Origin of the sequence: Caldalkalibacillus mannanilyticus JCM 10596, from assembly GCF_000615945.1 — a bacterium.
Taxonomy (GTDB): domain Bacteria; phylum Bacillota; class Bacilli; order Caldalkalibacillales; family JCM-10596; genus Bacillus_AT; species Bacillus_AT mannanilyticus.
Genome location: NZ_BAMO01000001.1, coordinates 178,785 through 193,511, shown reverse-complemented (window position 1 = coordinate 193,511; position 14,727 = coordinate 178,785). Strand labels below are relative to the sequence as shown.

The following is a 14,727-nucleotide window of genomic DNA, read 5'->3' as shown; positions in this document are numbered from 1 at the left end:
GCTGTTCACCCTCTCTCCTTGTTCTATTATACCACCGCTTCCATCCAAGGATATAGGCTTCGTTCAATAACTTATGTAACCAGATAAGCAACAATAAACAAGGGGTATCCCCTAAGGACACCCCTTGTTTATTAAAAACTCTTCCCTTTACTTCATGTTATCCCAGATTTCTTGGAAGCGCTTAATCATAGCATCATAATCTGTAAGATTACCAGCAGCATAAGATTGAATCAAGGCTGCAAACTCCTTATTCGCTCCATCTGGCCACATAAACCATGTCCAAGGAATCGTTTTATCTTGCTTAGAATACTCTAGAATATCTTGACCAAGTGCTCCTAAACCTGAAGGATCAATGTTATCAAATGCAGGGATAAAAGCAAACTCTTCTGTGATGTATCTCTTACCTGTTTCAGAACTTACCATCCAATTTAAGAATAGTTTAGCTTCTTCTAGGTTAGGAGAATTCTTATTAATTACCCAGTTGTTCGGAACCCCTACAGGCAAACGATCCGCTGCTGCTTCATCATCAGATATAGAAATCGGCAGGAAGCCATATTAATGTCAGGGTTGATTTGGTAAATCATGTTTTCTGTCCAGTTTCCTTGTTGTAACATCGCTGCTTGACCTGAAGCGAATAAAGTTACTTGCGTATTATAGTCTGTTGTTAATGGCGTTCCACTTGCAAAACCAATTTCAGTATCAAGTACTTTCTTGAAATCTTGGAAAGCTTTGTTTCCAACCATTGTTTCAGAACCATCATATAACCCTTGAATAAATGCCTCTGGATCATCTTGTTGAGCAAAAGCAACATTTAGTAAATGTTGTCCAATAACCCACCACTCAGCATAACCAGCAGAGAAAGCATCAATTCCAGCATCTTTTAATTTTTGAGCGGCTGCTTGTAATTCTGAGATTGTTGTTGGTTTCTCAGTGATTCCTGCTTGCTCAAATAAATCTTTGTTATAAATAAAGCCATATCCCTCAAGGTTAACAGGCATTCCGTAAAGAACCCCATCTTCATCTGTCATAGGTCTTTTACCAATTGGTAAAACATGTGCTGCCCATGGCTCGTTAGAAAGATCAGCTAAATGCTCTTTCCATAATTCTAATTCCTTAAATCCACCATTATTAAAGATATCCGGTTTTTCACCCGCTGCAAACTTTGCTTTTAGTGCAGCACCATAGTCAGCTCCTCCACCTACAGTTTCAAGCTTAACTTTGATGTTTGGATGCTCTTGCTCAAATTCATTAATCATATTTTGAAGATCTTCAGCAATTTCAACTTTGAATTGGAACATGTTCAGCGTAACCACATCACCTTTAGGTGCTGGTGCATCTCCTGTACCTGCATCCGTACCAGGTTGAGCATCTTGCTGTGCTCCACAACCGACGAAAATAGCTGCGACAAGCATGAATACTAAACTAAGCATAAATAACTTTTTCATTCTTTGACCTCCCTTAATATCTTTACAATGTATATTTTTTTGTATCTGTCCTAAGACATCCTAGAACAGATACAAACTTATTAACCTTGATATCATCACTACTTGATTGATCCAGCTGTAATACCTTTAATGATATGCTTTTGCAAGAATAAGAAGAAGATAATAATAGGAGTAATCCCGAGTACAAGTGCCGCAAGACCCATATCCCATTGCTTCGTATACTGTGCAAAAAATGAACTAGTCGCTAATGGAATCGTTCGTAAGCCAGGATCTTGTAAGACAAGTAATGGAAGTAAGAAGTCATTCCAAATCCATAATGTATTCAGAATGATTACAGTCACTGTAATGGGTTTTAAAAGCGGAAATACAATTCGCCAAAAAACACCAAATGTACTGCATCCATCTACAATCGCTGATTCTTCAATCTCAATTGGAATCGATTTCACGAAACCGTGATATAAAAAGAGCGATAGAGAAACCCCAAATCCAAAGTACATCATGACTAATCCTGGAATGCTATTCATAATTCCTAACATGCCACCAAGCTTCATCAGCGGAATCATGACAGTTTGGAATGGGATAACCATAGCTGAAACAAAAACGATAAATAAAATCTTACTAAAGTTGCCCGGAGTTCTAACCATTTTCCAAGCAGCCATTGAGCTAATCACTACGAGTCCAATGTTACTCGCTACTGTAATAATCAGTGAATTTTTAAAGACCTTGGGGAAGTTTAAAATCTCCCATACTTTAAGGTAGTTCGTATACATAAATTCTTTCGGCCATGCTGCTGCATCAATAAGAATGTCAGCAAATGTCTTAAATGAATTAACAAAAACAAAGTAGAAAGGAACAAGAAACAGAAGCGCGACTATAATTCCTATAATCTCTAATATGAATGTTTTTCCTGTATATCTCGGATTCATTATGCTTGTACCTCCCTTTTCTTAGTAATCATAACCTGAACGGTTGTAAATACAGCTACAACTAAGAAAAAGATGATTGACTTCGCCGTTCCTAATCCATAACGGTTATTTTGGAACGCTTCTTGATAGATGTTAATCGCTACAGATTGAGTCGAGTTAAATGGACCTCCACCTGTTAAGCTCAAGTTCATATCAAAGATCTTAAACGCCATAGAAATGGTCAAGAAGAAACAGATTGTGAAGGCTGGAAGAATCAAAGGCATGATAATCTTCGTTAACATCGTCCATCCGCCTGCTCCATCAATCTTAGCAGCTTCGAGCACCGAGGAATCGACTCCCTGTAAGGCTGCGATATAAATAATCATCATGTATCCGCTTACTTGCCAAGCGAAAACGATTACAATTCCCCAAAAAGCTGTCGTCGCATCTCCTAACCAAGGTAGCTTAAACAATCCAATATCCGTAAGGTTTCCGACAGAAGAAAATCCTCTGACGAAAATAAATTGCCAAATGAAACCTAGTAATAATCCCCCAATAACATTAGGAATGAAGAATGCTGTTCTTAATAGGTTTCGCGTCTTTAGCATTTGAGTCAATAAAAGAGCTAATGAAAAACCAATCAAGTTACTGATAACAACAGCTACAAACATAAACTTAGTAGTAAACCAAAAAGAATTATAAAAGTTCGTATCCTTCGTTAAAATCGTAACATAGTTACTTAGACCAACCCAATTCACCTGCGAACTTACTCCATTCCACGAAGTAAAGGAATAGTAAACCCCCATGAAAAAAGGAATAATCTGGGACAATAAGAAGAAAGCAATTGCCGGTCCCACGAAGGCAGCGTAAGTCAGAATCTCTTTCATTCTTTTACTGTTTTTAGAATTGTCTTTTTTGATGTGATCGACTCCACTCGTTGTTTGAGCCATAGCTCATTCACCACCTTATTTGGTAACATCTTAGTTATTTACTGATAATTATAAACTTTTACACCCGAATCAATAAGGGAATAAATTGACGTATTGGGTGAAAAATGTTGATCTTATTCTACAAATAATGATCTTATTCTACAAAATAACTTCCCCTAGATTTCATTATTTATTCTCAAAATATGGTACTATCTTTATTTTAGATCAATGCAAAACAAAAAAAACCTACACGTTACGTGTAGGGAAAATCCTTATTACCACCAGAATCCTCCACCATATCCTCCATAGTAGGGTCTAGGGTATAATGACGCGACTCCAATTAATGTAAGACCTGCGATAGCGGCCAAAGGAACAATAAAGGGGGCAAAGAAGAAGATTTCCGATCCTTTTTCCTTTTTCATGCTGTTATCTGCTTGAACAGCCCCTTTTCTATTTAATTTCTCTCCTTCAACCCCTCTTCCTGCTGCCTCTAAATATACATGTTCTTTGGTTACGCGAGATATTGTACCGCGATAAAAGCGCCCATCCATAGTGCGAATAGCCACTTGCTTGCCCACGTGCTGACAGCAAGTCTGATAATATCTGTGTATCATGAACATCCTCCCTTTCACTCTGAGTCACCTCAAAAAAGTTAAAGCATACACTATATCATATGGATGTTGAACCAAAGGGATTGTACACCTGCACAGAACCGTGAGAAATGGTTCCATGACTAGAAACAGCTCACCCTATCTTGATCCTAGGGCAGCGTCCGTTTTTTTAGTCACTCATTTCTCTTCTACTCATACTATAAACTAAACATATTAATAAGGATGGTTCTTCAATGACTATAAATAATATCTTTGGAATAAGAGTGAATAATGTTTCGAGTAATGGCTCTATTAATTTTGGGAATGTTATTCTTAAGGGGAACTCTGCTAATTCTAAGTCAGTTGGAGGTCAAAGTGTCATAGGAGATTCTATTGGTAGTCAAGCAAATAGCTTTGAGAAAAACCTTGTATCTGATCCTGATCTTATTGATCAACCCCAAAACCAGCTCTAGAGAGGGGGGAGGCACTATGCAAATCAAGATTACTCATATTAGGATAGGAGCTATCAGTAATATTGGTTCTTTAAATATTGGCAAGAACATTCTGTGTAATAATCAGGCTAGTATTCAGGAAGTACCAGGTCCTCCAGAAGAAGCCCCAGTAGATCCTTACACGGCTGAAACACCAGCGATTGGACAACTTTCAATACCTCATGAGTTTCAAAGTCCATATCAACCAGGTATTGGTGGACTCCCTTAATTATATGTATTTTCCGGTTAAAAAGGAGCCTTGCAGGTAGCAGGCTCCTTTTCTACTTTCATTCTAAATTAAACAACTGGTCCAGCTGCTGCTCCAAATAGTCCTCCAGCTCCTACAATCACCAATAGGATAAACAATACAACAATTAGAGCGAAGCCTGCTCCCATTCCAACAGGTGCTACTGGTGCTACTGGTGCACCGCATCCTGGTCCATAACCATAACCCATTCTAATTCCTCCTTTTTAGTGTCTAATCAGCTTTCCTTAGACCTTACACTTTTAACATATGTCGGATGTGTCAGTTAGGTAAGGGGAACAAGAGCGGATTTTTTATATACAGGAACGAACATTTTTTCATCCTTAGATGAACATCTCCCCAATAACAAGCATACGATATTCTACATAAAACATGATTATTAGGAAAAGAGGATAAGAAGATGATCCCATTAAAAAATAATATTAATTTTGTGATGGTAAACAATCTTTCGAGTAACGGTTCGCTTAATTTTGGAAATGAAATTCACAAAGGACACTCTGCTAATGCGCAGTCAGTAGGGGGACAGACTTTAATAGGAAATCGAGTAGCCAACATCAACACAGATTTTGAACTAAATATTGTAGCCGACCCCGATGTAGTAGATCAACCTCAGTATCAATTATAGGCTCCCTAGATAAAAAGAGTTTTCGATCATCATTTTTGTCTAAAAATTTTTAAAAATTTTAATAACTTACCGTAGACTAGCCCTGCTCTAATTTGGTAGTATTATCTGAAAAAGGAGTGTGGGAGAAATGAAGAGAGAAAACCATACATATAACTTCAATGCCGGTCCCTCCGCTTTACCATTCGAAGTCTTAGTACAAGCTCAAGAGGAATTCCTTGATTACAAGCAAAGCGGAATGTCTATTATGGAAATGAGCCATCGAGGAGCCATCTATGAAGAGGTTCATAATCAAGCGATTGCTCTGATCAAGGAACTATGGCAAATTCCAGAGGATTATCATATCCTCTTTTTACAAGGTGGAGCCAGCCTGCAATTTAGCATGATCCCAATGAATTTTCTGAAAGCAGGTTCACCAGCAAGCTATGTCTTAACAGGAAGCTGGTCAGAAAAAGCGCTGAAAGAAGCAAAACTATTAGGAGAAACGACAATTGCGGGTTCAACCAAAGAAGAGAAATATCGTCGTATTCCAAGCTTACATGAGTTGTCTATTCCTGAGAATTCCTCCTATCTTCATATCACTTCTAATAACACCATATACGGCACACAATGGATGGCATTTCCGGATACAGGAGATATCCCATTAATCGCCGATATGTCTAGTGATATCCTATGTAAGCCTATAGATGTAAGTAAATTTTCATTGATCTATGCTGGAGCGCAAAAAAACCTTGGACCTTCTGGTGTCACTATGGTCATTATCAAAAAAGAACTATTGGAAAAAGCTACGCCATCCCTTCCAACCATGTTAAGCTATGGAACCTATGCTGAGAATAACTCACTTTACAACACACCTCCTACATTTGGAATCTATATGTTGAAGCTTGTGATGGAATGGGTCAAAAATAAAGGCGGAGTTAGCGCCATTCATCGTCAAAACATAGAAAAGGCCCAGTTGATTTATGAAACGATCGACCAAAGCTATGGTTTCTATCAAGGACATGCTGAGCTAGGAAGCCGTTCCCTTATGAATATTACATTTACGTTGAACACACCTGAATTAGAGAAGAAATTCTTAGATGAAGCCAAAAAAGAGGGATTTGTGGGTTTAAATGGTCACCGTTCAGTCGGAGGCTGTAGAGCTTCAACCTATAATGCCCTTCCTATAGAGAGCTGTCAGGCATTGAAAAGCTTTATGACTCGCTTTCGCGAACAAAACAGCTAGTATATTATGTAAAAAAATAAGCACTTCCTTCTAGGAAAAGAGGACCAATTTATTAAATTGATCCTCTTTTGTCATATTTTCTGACCTTTTTATCTTGAAAATACCCCCTAAATACTTATATACTATTATCTTAAAGATAAATACAATTAGAAAAAAATGTATTTTAAAAAAGAGAAAAGAATTAGAGAAAGAAAATTATTGGGGGAAATTACTGTGTTAGTAGGGTTGTCTTTTATTGTTTATTCACCATACTTAGCCGTGCTAAGCTTGGTACTATTTTTGTATTCTTTTAGAAAAAATGTGAAGGCACTAGAGCTCAAGACTCCTTGGACATTGGGGATCTTTGTTTTATTCTTTTGGGCTCTTATTGTCGGTGTATTAAACCAGAGCCTGCATTCTACCTTGGCTGCTTTTCTTTTATTAGGCTTTGCCTTGCTCAGTCTGTACTTTCAAGAAACCATGAACCAAACGACCAAAATCGAAAATTGGTTTTTACTCTTATTTACCCTTTCTATTGGCTCTGCTCTCATTGGAGTATTAGCGAAGTTCAACATCATTACTTATGATCCTGCATGGTGGAAGTATCTCCTTGGTACTCGTTCTATTGTAGATATTGGAGAGCCTCATCGAATTGCCGGCACATTTAACAATCCAAATATTGCCGGAGCTTACTATGCCATCATGGTTCTTGTAGGAGTCTATTTCTTTAAACGAAGATCCGGAGTGCAAAAAGGATTAATTGGATTGGCTCTTCTTCTGTTTGTTTGCGTATTATTATGGACAGAATCAAGAGGCGCTATGATCGGACTATTTGTAGGGTTTATTTTTTACTTCTATTTCTCAGGTCACAAGAAAAAAATGCTTGGACTTATGTTTACTCTATTAGGATGTATAGCCTTGATGCTGCACCAACCAGATTGGTTTCCACGTGGAGATATTCTTTTCTCTTCGATGCAAGATCGTCAGGCAATCTGGCTCAATTGCTTTAAGTTATTTATGGAGAAACCACATACAGGCTGGGGATTATTTGGAATCTATTATGCGGATACAAGTATTTATAACTACTTGAGAGTTTTTCACGCTCATAATATTCCTCTCTCCATCATGACGATGCTGGGTGTCGGAGGATTAGCGATTTTTAGTTGGATTTTTTGGAATCTCTTTCAGGACATTCGCTATCTCTACCAACAAAATTGCCCTGTAATCCCGCTACTAAGTGGACTTCTAGGGATCATTTTAGGGCAAGGAATTGTGGACTTTATTATCATGAGCCCGCAAATTGGTATTTTGCTAGTCGCTAATTCTGCTTTTATTAGCACACTCGCTTATGCGTATCGTAGCAGTACACTAAAGGAGCAGAAACTTGCACTCTCTCCTAGATATTTAGCTAGTAAACGAACGTCATCACGTTAATTGCAAAGATTCAAAGTGGTGGAACGATAAAGAAGAGCAGATTACATATGGTCTGCTCTTTTTCTTTATCTATTCCACAGAATCCTGAATTTCTACATTATATCCATTCTTTTTAAGTTTGGGGAATAGTTGTACTTGTAAGATACCCCGACGATACTGAGCATTGACCTTCTTAGTATTCACGCTCTCTGGAAGGGGAATACGCTTTTCAAAATCTCCCGCATAAAGCTGGCCATGTACTAAATCCAAATGATCATAATCGAATGAAATATTCCCTTTGACTACCAACTCCTGGTCCTTCACGAAGAGCTTTACAGATTTGATATCACGAATATACGGTAGGTTAATTAAAACAATCAGCTCCGAAGGTCCCCTATATAAATTGTATTTAGGTTCAATGGTAGATTTGTGATCCCCTCCCTGCTCTCCTTGATCCATAAATCCTTGAAAAAAATCTCGTCCTAGTATTTGTTCAGCAAAAGCTTTCCATTGATTAATATCCACCTGATTATCGCGCATGATGAACCTCCATAGCTAAACTTACATACCCTATTTTATGAGCCCAACTCTTTAATGGTGATTATTTAGCGTGAGGTGATAACATGTACTATAACTATGAATTTTTCCAACAACTTGAACAGAGGTTATTCCAGTTAGAACAGAGCAATCAGAAGCTAACCCAGGAAAATGAGAACTTAAAGCAGAAAGTGGATGCCATTAAACCTATTCACATTGAAAACATTAATTATAAAATTCAAGAACTTGTAGTTAGGGAGCTAAAAGGAACATTAAATATCGGCATGAGTGGGATTACAGATCCAAAAGAGCTAAGCAAGTGGATACAAGAGGAAGATCCTCAAGAAGAATATGGAGAAGAAGTACATTTACAGGATATGAGCCACAGCCAGCATGAATAATCGCTCCAAAAATATTTATCTGCTCATCAATTTTATGATACACTAGGGAATAGATTTTATTTGAAATAGAGAGGGTTATGAGAATTGATCAAGTCAGAGGTTCAAAAACGAAAAACATTTGCTATTATATCTCACCCAGACGCAGGTAAAACAACATTGACAGAGAAACTCCTTTTATTTGGTGGAGCGATTCGCGAAGCAGGAATGGTAAAAGGAAAAAAGAATAAAAAATTCGCCACTTCCGACTGGATGGAAATCGAAAAACAACGTGGGATCTCTGTCACATCCAGTGTCATGGAGTTTGAATATGACGGATACCGAATCAATATACTAGATACACCTGGTCACGAAGACTTTAGTGAAGACACCTACCGTACTTTAACAGCTGCCGATAGCGCCGCGATGTTAATTGATGGAGCAAAAGGGGTTGAAGCACAAACCAAAAAACTATTTGAAGTATGTAGTATGCGAGGCATCCCGATCTTCACTTTTATCAATAAAATGGATCGTGAAACAAGAGACCCGTTCGAACTTATGGAGGAGCTTGAAGAAATACTTGGAATGCGTTCGTATCCGATGAATTGGCCTATTGGCTCAGGCATTGACTTCCAAGGGATTTATGACCGAAAGCATCAGCTTGTTGAACTATTTGATGCGAGTAATCCCGTAGAAGTGACAGTCCATAGGGTCCAAGGCATAGAGGATGCCAAACTGACTGAGTTATTAGGAGAAACAGCACATCAAAAGCTAAAGGAAGATATTGAATTATTAGATGTTGCTGGAGATGAGTTCGATGAAGAACGGATCAAGAATGGTGATCTTACCCCTATTTTTTTCGGAAGTGCGATCTCTAATTTTGGTGTTCAAAGCTTCTTAGAGCATTTTCTCACGATGGCTCCTGCTCCCATGGGTAGAAAAAGCAATGAAGGCTACATTGAGCCAACGTCACCTCATTTTTCAGGATATATTTTTAAAATACAAGCGAATATGAATCCTGCTCACCGGGATCGCATTGCCTTCCTACGCATTTGTTCTGGTAAATTTGAACGTGGCATGAGTGTCAAACACCCTCGTTTAGGCAAAAGCATTAAATTATCTCAGCCTCAGCAATTTCTTGCGCAAGAGAGAGCTATGGTGGAAGACGCCTATGCGGGTGATATCATCGGTTTATTTGATCCAGGTCTATTTCAGATTGGAGATACCTTATGTGAGGGCAAAGAAATGGTCTATGATGAAATGCCTCATTTCTCACCTGAGCATTTTGCCAAAGTATCCATCAAAAACGCCCTAAAGAAAAAGCAATTTCTTAAAGGATTGCAGCAACTTACTGAAGAAGGAACGGTTCAGGTATTTGAAACGGTAAATGGATTAGAAGAAATGATTCTTGGTGTAGTTGGAGAGCTGCAATTTGAAGTCTTTGAATATAGAATGCAGCATGAGTACGGAGTCGATATCCTCTTTCAGCGCTTGAGCTACCAATTGGCACGCTGGGTGGAAGGAGAAGAGTATAAGGCTGAGCATTTTAACTTAACGAACTCTAGACCCGTTAAGGATAAATACGATCGCCCTGTTGTCCTATTTGAAAACGAATTTACTCTGCGGTGGGCTGTAGAACGAAATCCAAATTTAACCTTCTTGAGTCACGCAAAAAGATAGTGTCACTCTGAGGGGATAGATTTCAGTCAGAACACACTAAAAGAATATGATACACAGGAAGTATCCCCAAAAAACACAGCAAAAAGACAAACACGTGTAAAGGAGTCTCTTAAACTGTACCCTTTGTGTTTGTCTTTTTTATCTTCTATCTCTGTTGTCTTTCTATCTTCGTCTGTTAAGTATAGGTCTTTCCAGAGAACGCAAATCTTCTTCAATGCCCATCATTTTCTGCTCAACCATCTCTCTAGCATCCTTTACACCTTGATTATAGAAGGAGGGTCCTATTTCCTTCATGACAAAATCAAGAAGGTTTTCTGCGGCTAGATCGCCAATTTCTTCAGAACGTTCGTTATAAAAATATTCCTTTATCTCTTCGATGAGTTGATCTTTATTCTCTTTCGGGATTCTAATGTGCATCAGCTCTCCCCTACCTTTTATAAGGATTCTAGACTATCACCTACTACGTAAACACAACTGTTTTATTATCGTGTACAATCACTCTGTCTTCTAGATGCCATGTAACTGCGCGAGCAAGGACAACCCTTTCAATATATCTCCCCATTCGTTTAAGGTCATTGGCATCATGCTGATGATTCACTCGTTGAATATCTTGTTCAATAATTGGTCCTTCATCTAAATCATTGGTGACGTAATGAGAAGTGGCTCCAATTAACTTCACTCCCCTGTCATAAGCACGCTCATAAGGTCTTGCCCCAATAAAGGCTGGTAGGAAGGAATGATGAATGTTGATGATTCGACTTGGATAATGTTCGACGAAGGAAGGAGATAATATCTGCATATACCTTGCCAGAACAATGAAATCAACTTGATCGCTCATCAAGCGATGTTGCTCCTGTTCTGCCTCCTGTTTCGTATCCTTCGTTACTGGTATGTAATGATAAGGAATGTTAAGGTCTTCTACAGTACTTCTTAAATCCTCATGATTACTGATGACCATAGCAATTTCAGCAGGTAAATCTCCTGCTTGCCACTGCCAGAGAAGTTCCAATAAGCAGTGCTCCTGCTGAGAAACAAAAATAGCCATTCGTTTTAAACGATTTGCTAAGGAGATTCTCCATCTCATATCGAACCGATCCGCAATTCGAGTAAATTCTTCATATAGATTGGTTGCCTGCGCAGAAAGATCTGGCAGATCAAATTCAACTCTCATAAAGAACAGTCCACCCTCTGGATCTGTAGTGTATTGATCCGATTGTACAATATTTGCTCCTTTTAAATGTAGAAAGTTGGATACCGCTGCAACAATCCCTGGTTGGTCAGGGCAGCTGATGAGGAGCCTTCCCCGATTTTTATTTTTTTCTAAAAATGTGTCTAATTTGTTGCTTTTAAAATTCTTCATGGTTACCTCCGAGTACTTTCAGAAATCTTAGAGTATTATATCACATATAAAAACTTATTCAATCTACAACATGCTATAATAAATGAATAAACTAAATATATTTAAGAACAAAATCAAAAACCGCTCACCTAGAAAAAAGGAGGTTCCGGCATGCTAAACAAAGAAGAACGTGAAGGAGTCTACAAAGCCATTAAAGGTCGACGAGACATTCGATCCTTTCTTCCTGATCCGATCTCACCTGAAAAGCTGGAAAATATACTAAAGGCGGCTCACCACGGACCTTCTGTTGGCTATATGCAGCCTTGGGATTTTATTATTATTACATCTGCTGAACAGAAAAAAGCTTTAGCTAAGATTTGTGAAAAAGAAGTAAAAGCCTTAGCTATTCATTATGAAGACGAAAAAAAAACCAAATTCCTTTCGTTGAAGCTGGAAGGTATACAGGAAGCCCCTGTCACCATTTGTATCACTTGTGACCCCACACGAGGAGGAAATCACGTCCTTGGACGAAATTCCATTCCCGAAACAGACATCCTATCCGTTGCCTGTGGGATACAAAATATGTGGCTTAGTGCCTATGCTGAAGGAATTGCCATGGGCTGGGTCAGCTTCTATAAGAAAGCGGATGTACGTGAGCTTCTGAAAATCCCTTATCATATTGATCCTATTGCTTTAGTGTCACTGGGTTACACTGAGCATTATCCTGCAAGACCCATTCTTGAAGAGGAGAAATGGGAGAAAAAACGTCCGTTTGAAGATACTCTCCACTATGGTGAATGGTAAGAGGAAGAGATAGTAGCCATTCCATATTATACAGGTATAGAAATGAGCTAAATTCCACATATTAATGAATGATGGACGTACTAACAGTGAGTTCCATATAATTTAATTTTTTTGGAGGTTTAGTAACTATGCAAACGGGTACAGTTAAATGGTTTAACGCAGACAAAGGATTTGGATTTATTGAAGTGGAAGGCGGAAATGATGTCTTTGTACATTATACAGCGATCGAAGGAGATGGATTTAAGTCATTAGAGGAAGGGCAAAGGGTTCAGTTCGAAGTAACCGAAGGACAACGTGGTCCTCAAGCTGAACGTGTCGTAAAGCTGTAATAAGCCAATTGTCTTGAAAAGAGAAGAGACTGACTACACAGGATTCTTGTATGAAAGATCCTGATGAGTCAGTCTTTTTTATGCCTTCTCCAAGGAATACTTAGCGAGTTCCAGATGAAATTCTGATTTGTCCTTGATGCCCTTGATCGATTTGACCATTCATATGGAGAGTACTATTTAAAAAATGAATACAAAAATGACCATTGTAATTATTATTATGAATGTATTGGACTCCATGTGGCATGGAATGCATTGATGCCGCTAAGCGTCGTCCATCCACTTCTACAATAATAGCTCTAGCCTGCCATGAATAGCTCCCTCCCCATATTTCCCTCATGATCTGAGCATCTTGAGCGGTTAATGGCTCACTATCTGCATGATTGGCTCCTACGGTTCGTTTAACATGAAAGGAGCGTCCCGTGGCAAAGTCAGTGACTCTCGCCGTTTTCCCAATTGTAAAGACGTACTGAGCTTCTGTCCACCAATCTAACAATTCTCCGTGTCGTGCACTGACTACTGGCTTAATGGGAATATGGTAGACAGGAATTCTAAGAGCTTGTCCAATCATGAGAATGGACTGTGTTGTTAGCTGATTTTCTCTTAATAATTCACTCATCGGAATTCCATATCGAACACTTAGATCCCAAGCATTATCCCCCCGTTGAACAACATGAGTTGTATACGTAACTGACCTTTCTCCTGCTTGAGCCGTTTGGGTGAGTGCCTGCACTGGGCTAGGTGGAGGAATGAGTAAAGTTTGTCCGACTAGAATCCTATCTCCTGTTAACGAATTATATTCTTTAAGCTCATCAACACTTGTCTGAAATTGATTAGCTATACTCCATAATGAATCACCCAAAACCACGTGATATTCAATCGGCTGAGGCGTTGTAATTTGAACGGTTCGTGACGAAGCATCCCAGTGAACCTCTAGACCCATAGTTTCGCTTAAAAAGCGAATGGGTACATAAGTGGAACCCTGAATAATTTGTGATGCCGGGATAGCAACCTGCTTTCCATTTACCAGCGCAATGGTCGCTCCAATGGTAAAAACAATGCGCACATCATCCTTTACAATCTCAACACTCCGTTCTCTCCCATTCCAGGCAACAGAAGCACCCAATGCTTCCGAAACCCCTCTTATTGGAATGAAGGTACTTCCATTAATAATTATAGGCTGAGGATGGAATGTTTGTGTTATGCCATCAATGGTGATGGTTATAGCTTGGTTTGTGCTAGCAGATGCCGTTGTGGTTTGAAGGGACACTTTTTGAGGGATTCGTACCACTTGTCCGATTTGCAACGTATCTCCCGAGAGGTTATTTAAGCTTCTTATCTCTTCTATCGACACCTGATACTGTTTTGCTAACAAAAACAACGTATCCCCTGCCACCACGGTATGAGGAATAAAAGCAACTTCATTGGCAGGGATTCGCATTGTATTTGCCATTTGCTCACTTGCTTCCACCGTTTTCTCTTTGCCTGCAAAGGAAATAGTGGATACAAGCATGGTTCCTAACATGATTTTTGCCATCGTAATTCTTGCTCGAGGGAATTTCTCCTCAATAATTTGTACTGCTTCTCTTTCCATTTGTTCCTGTGTACGATCATTAATTTGGGTACTATTTAGACCAAATTCATGAGAAAACTCAACGAATTCTTGTTTAAGATAAAGAATGACAATCTGCTTTCCATTCTCATGGACCAACTGATACTTGTCAAATACGCTGAACATGGTTGACCTCCTAGATGCCCTGATTCTACATTTATGCAGTTTTAGTATACCCATAGAGCGTC

17 protein-coding genes and 1 pseudogene are annotated in these 14,727 nt (G+C 38.9%); 9 read left to right on the top strand and 9 right to left on the bottom strand.

The window, feature by feature from the left end:
- Window positions 1–147: 147 nt before the first annotated feature.
- The 4 genes and pseudogenes from JCM10596_RS23130 to JCM10596_RS00945 form a co-directional block, all read right to left on the bottom strand.
- Window positions 148–1,445, bottom strand: a pseudogene (locus JCM10596_RS23130) (ABC transporter substrate-binding protein).
- Between the two features lie 98 nt (window positions 1,446–1,543).
- Window positions 1,544–2,371, bottom strand: a complete 828-nt coding sequence (locus JCM10596_RS00955) for a carbohydrate ABC transporter permease (RefSeq protein ID WP_025025538.1) — start codon at window positions 2,369–2,371, stop codon at window positions 1,544–1,546.
- A complete protein-coding gene (locus tag JCM10596_RS00950) occupies window positions 2,371–3,237 on the bottom strand; it encodes a carbohydrate ABC transporter permease (RefSeq protein ID WP_439644796.1) in 867 nt (288 codons plus the stop codon). Before JCM10596_RS00950 ends, JCM10596_RS00955 begins: the two co-directional genes overlap by 1 nt.
- Window positions 3,238–3,554: 317 nt before the next feature.
- The gene (locus tag JCM10596_RS00945; RefSeq protein ID WP_025025536.1) at window positions 3,555–3,893 is read right to left on the bottom strand and encodes a tudor domain-containing protein; all 339 of its coding nucleotides are present in this window, start codon (window positions 3,891–3,893) and stop codon (window positions 3,555–3,557) included.
- Between the two features lie 230 nt (window positions 3,894–4,123).
- Here JCM10596_RS00945 and JCM10596_RS00940 point away from each other — a divergent pair, with 230 nt between their 5' ends.
- Both JCM10596_RS00940 and JCM10596_RS00935 read left to right on the top strand, forming a co-directional pair.
- Window positions 4,124–4,342: a spore germination protein gene (locus JCM10596_RS00940; protein WP_025025535.1), complete on the top strand. Its 219-nt coding sequence runs from the start codon at window positions 4,124–4,126 to the stop codon at window positions 4,340–4,342.
- 16 nt (window positions 4,343–4,358) lie between these two features.
- The gene (locus tag JCM10596_RS00935; protein ID WP_025025534.1) at window positions 4,359–4,589 is read left to right on the top strand and encodes a hypothetical protein; all 231 of its coding nucleotides are present in this window, start codon (window positions 4,359–4,361) and stop codon (window positions 4,587–4,589) included.
- A gap of 68 nt (window positions 4,590–4,657) precedes the next feature.
- Here the strand turns inward: JCM10596_RS00935 and JCM10596_RS28485 are convergent, their stop codons facing one another.
- Window positions 4,658–4,816, bottom strand: a complete 159-nt coding sequence (locus tag JCM10596_RS28485; protein ID WP_081791843.1) for a YjcZ family sporulation protein — start codon at window positions 4,814–4,816, stop codon at window positions 4,658–4,660.
- Between the two features lie 209 nt (window positions 4,817–5,025).
- Between JCM10596_RS28485 and JCM10596_RS00925 the strand changes: the two genes are divergently transcribed.
- The 3 genes from JCM10596_RS00925 (at window position 5,026) to JCM10596_RS00915 (ending at window position 7,885) form a co-directional block, all read left to right on the top strand.
- Complete coding sequence (locus tag JCM10596_RS00925; protein WP_025025533.1) at window positions 5,026–5,250, top strand: spore germination protein; 225 nt, start codon at window positions 5,026–5,028, stop codon at window positions 5,248–5,250.
- A gap of 127 nt (window positions 5,251–5,377) precedes the next feature.
- On the top strand, window positions 5,378–6,472 hold the full coding sequence (gene serC / locus JCM10596_RS00920) for a 3-phosphoserine/phosphohydroxythreonine transaminase (protein WP_025025532.1): 1,095 nt from the start codon (window positions 5,378–5,380) through the stop codon (window positions 6,470–6,472).
- Between the two features lie 213 nt (window positions 6,473–6,685).
- Window positions 6,686–7,885, top strand: coding sequence for an O-antigen ligase family protein (locus JCM10596_RS00915; protein WP_025025531.1), 1,200 nt, complete (start codon window positions 6,686–6,688; stop codon window positions 7,883–7,885).
- A 69-nt stretch (window positions 7,886–7,954) separates the two neighbouring features.
- On the opposite strand, the gene JCM10596_RS00910 is transcribed toward JCM10596_RS00915, so the two are convergent.
- Window positions 7,955–8,404 (bottom strand): Hsp20/alpha crystallin family protein, encoded by a 450-nt coding sequence (locus tag JCM10596_RS00910; RefSeq protein ID WP_025025530.1) that lies wholly within the window; start codon window positions 8,402–8,404, stop codon window positions 7,955–7,957.
- A gap of 83 nt (window positions 8,405–8,487) precedes the next feature.
- Here JCM10596_RS00910 and gerPC point away from each other — a divergent pair, with 83 nt between their 5' ends.
- Window positions 8,488–8,802, top strand: coding sequence for a spore germination protein GerPC (gene gerPC / locus JCM10596_RS00905; RefSeq protein ID WP_025025529.1), 315 nt, complete (start codon window positions 8,488–8,490; stop codon window positions 8,800–8,802).
- A gap of 84 nt (window positions 8,803–8,886) precedes the next feature.
- Window positions 8,887–10,458, top strand: coding sequence for a peptide chain release factor 3 (locus JCM10596_RS00900; RefSeq protein WP_025025528.1), 1,572 nt, complete (start codon window positions 8,887–8,889; stop codon window positions 10,456–10,458).
- Window positions 10,459–10,620: 162 nt separating this feature from the next.
- Here JCM10596_RS00900 and JCM10596_RS00895 read toward each other — a convergent pair whose 3' ends face one another.
- Both JCM10596_RS00895 and purU read right to left on the bottom strand, forming a co-directional pair.
- A complete protein-coding gene (locus tag JCM10596_RS00895; protein ID WP_025025527.1) occupies window positions 10,621–10,875 on the bottom strand; it encodes a DUF2164 domain-containing protein in 255 nt (84 codons plus the stop codon).
- A 43-nt stretch (window positions 10,876–10,918) separates the two neighbouring features.
- Window positions 10,919–11,818, bottom strand: coding sequence for a formyltetrahydrofolate deformylase (gene purU / locus JCM10596_RS00890; protein ID WP_025025526.1), 900 nt, complete (start codon window positions 11,816–11,818; stop codon window positions 10,919–10,921).
- Window positions 11,819–11,968: 150 nt separating this feature from the next.
- Here purU and bluB point away from each other — a divergent pair, with 150 nt between their 5' ends.
- On the top strand, window positions 11,969–12,601 hold the full coding sequence (bluB, locus tag JCM10596_RS23125) for a 5,6-dimethylbenzimidazole synthase (protein WP_034680177.1): 633 nt from the start codon (window positions 11,969–11,971) through the stop codon (window positions 12,599–12,601).
- Between the two features lie 128 nt (window positions 12,602–12,729).
- Window positions 12,730–12,930, top strand: a complete 201-nt coding sequence (locus JCM10596_RS00880) for a cold-shock protein (protein WP_025025525.1) — start codon at window positions 12,730–12,732, stop codon at window positions 12,928–12,930.
- A gap of 100 nt (window positions 12,931–13,030) precedes the next feature.
- Here JCM10596_RS00880 and JCM10596_RS27280 read toward each other — a convergent pair whose 3' ends face one another.
- Window positions 13,031–14,665: a LysM peptidoglycan-binding domain-containing protein gene (locus tag JCM10596_RS27280; RefSeq protein WP_051541117.1), complete on the bottom strand. Its 1,635-nt coding sequence runs from the start codon at window positions 14,663–14,665 to the stop codon at window positions 13,031–13,033.
- Between the last annotated feature and the right edge of the window lie 62 nt (window positions 14,666–14,727).

What these genes read in the sequence shown, in the direction of transcription:
- JCM10596_RS27280 (WP_051541117.1), bottom strand. Translation starts at nt 14,665, where the DNA reads ATGTTCAGCGTATTTGACAAGTATCAGTTGGTCCATGAGAATGGAAAG.
- JCM10596_RS00945 (WP_025025536.1), bottom strand. Translation starts at nt 3,893, where the DNA reads ATGATACACAGATATTATCAGACTTGCTGTCAGCACGTGGGCAAGCAA.
- purU (WP_025025526.1), bottom strand. Translation starts at nt 11,818, where the DNA reads ATGAAGAATTTTAAAAGCAACAAATTAGACACATTTTTAGAAAAAAAT.
- JCM10596_RS00880 (WP_025025525.1), top strand. Translation starts at nt 12,730, where the DNA reads ATGCAAACGGGTACAGTTAAATGGTTTAACGCAGACAAAGGATTTGGA.
- JCM10596_RS00910 (WP_025025530.1), bottom strand. Translation starts at nt 8,404, where the DNA reads ATGCGCGATAATCAGGTGGATATTAATCAATGGAAAGCTTTTGCTGAA.
- JCM10596_RS00940 (WP_025025535.1), top strand. Translation starts at nt 4,124, where the DNA reads ATGACTATAAATAATATCTTTGGAATAAGAGTGAATAATGTTTCGAGT.
- bluB (WP_034680177.1), top strand. Translation starts at nt 11,969, where the DNA reads ATGCTAAACAAAGAAGAACGTGAAGGAGTCTACAAAGCCATTAAAGGT.
- JCM10596_RS00895 (WP_025025527.1), bottom strand. Translation starts at nt 10,875, where the DNA reads ATGCACATTAGAATCCCGAAAGAGAATAAAGATCAACTCATCGAAGAG.
- JCM10596_RS00955 (WP_025025538.1), bottom strand. Translation starts at nt 2,371, where the DNA reads ATGAATCCGAGATATACAGGAAAAACATTCATATTAGAGATTATAGGA.
- JCM10596_RS00950 (WP_439644796.1), bottom strand. Translation starts at nt 3,237, where the DNA reads ATGAAAGAGATTCTGACTTACGCTGCCTTCGTGGGACCGGCAATTGCT.
- gerPC (WP_025025529.1), top strand. Translation starts at nt 8,488, where the DNA reads ATGTACTATAACTATGAATTTTTCCAACAACTTGAACAGAGGTTATTC.
- JCM10596_RS28485 (WP_081791843.1), bottom strand. Translation starts at nt 4,816, where the DNA reads ATGGGTTATGGTTATGGACCAGGATGCGGTGCACCAGTAGCACCAGTA.
- serC (WP_025025532.1), top strand. Translation starts at nt 5,378, where the DNA reads ATGAAGAGAGAAAACCATACATATAACTTCAATGCCGGTCCCTCCGCT.
- JCM10596_RS00935 (WP_025025534.1), top strand. Translation starts at nt 4,359, where the DNA reads ATGCAAATCAAGATTACTCATATTAGGATAGGAGCTATCAGTAATATT.
- JCM10596_RS00925 (WP_025025533.1), top strand. Translation starts at nt 5,026, where the DNA reads ATGATCCCATTAAAAAATAATATTAATTTTGTGATGGTAAACAATCTT.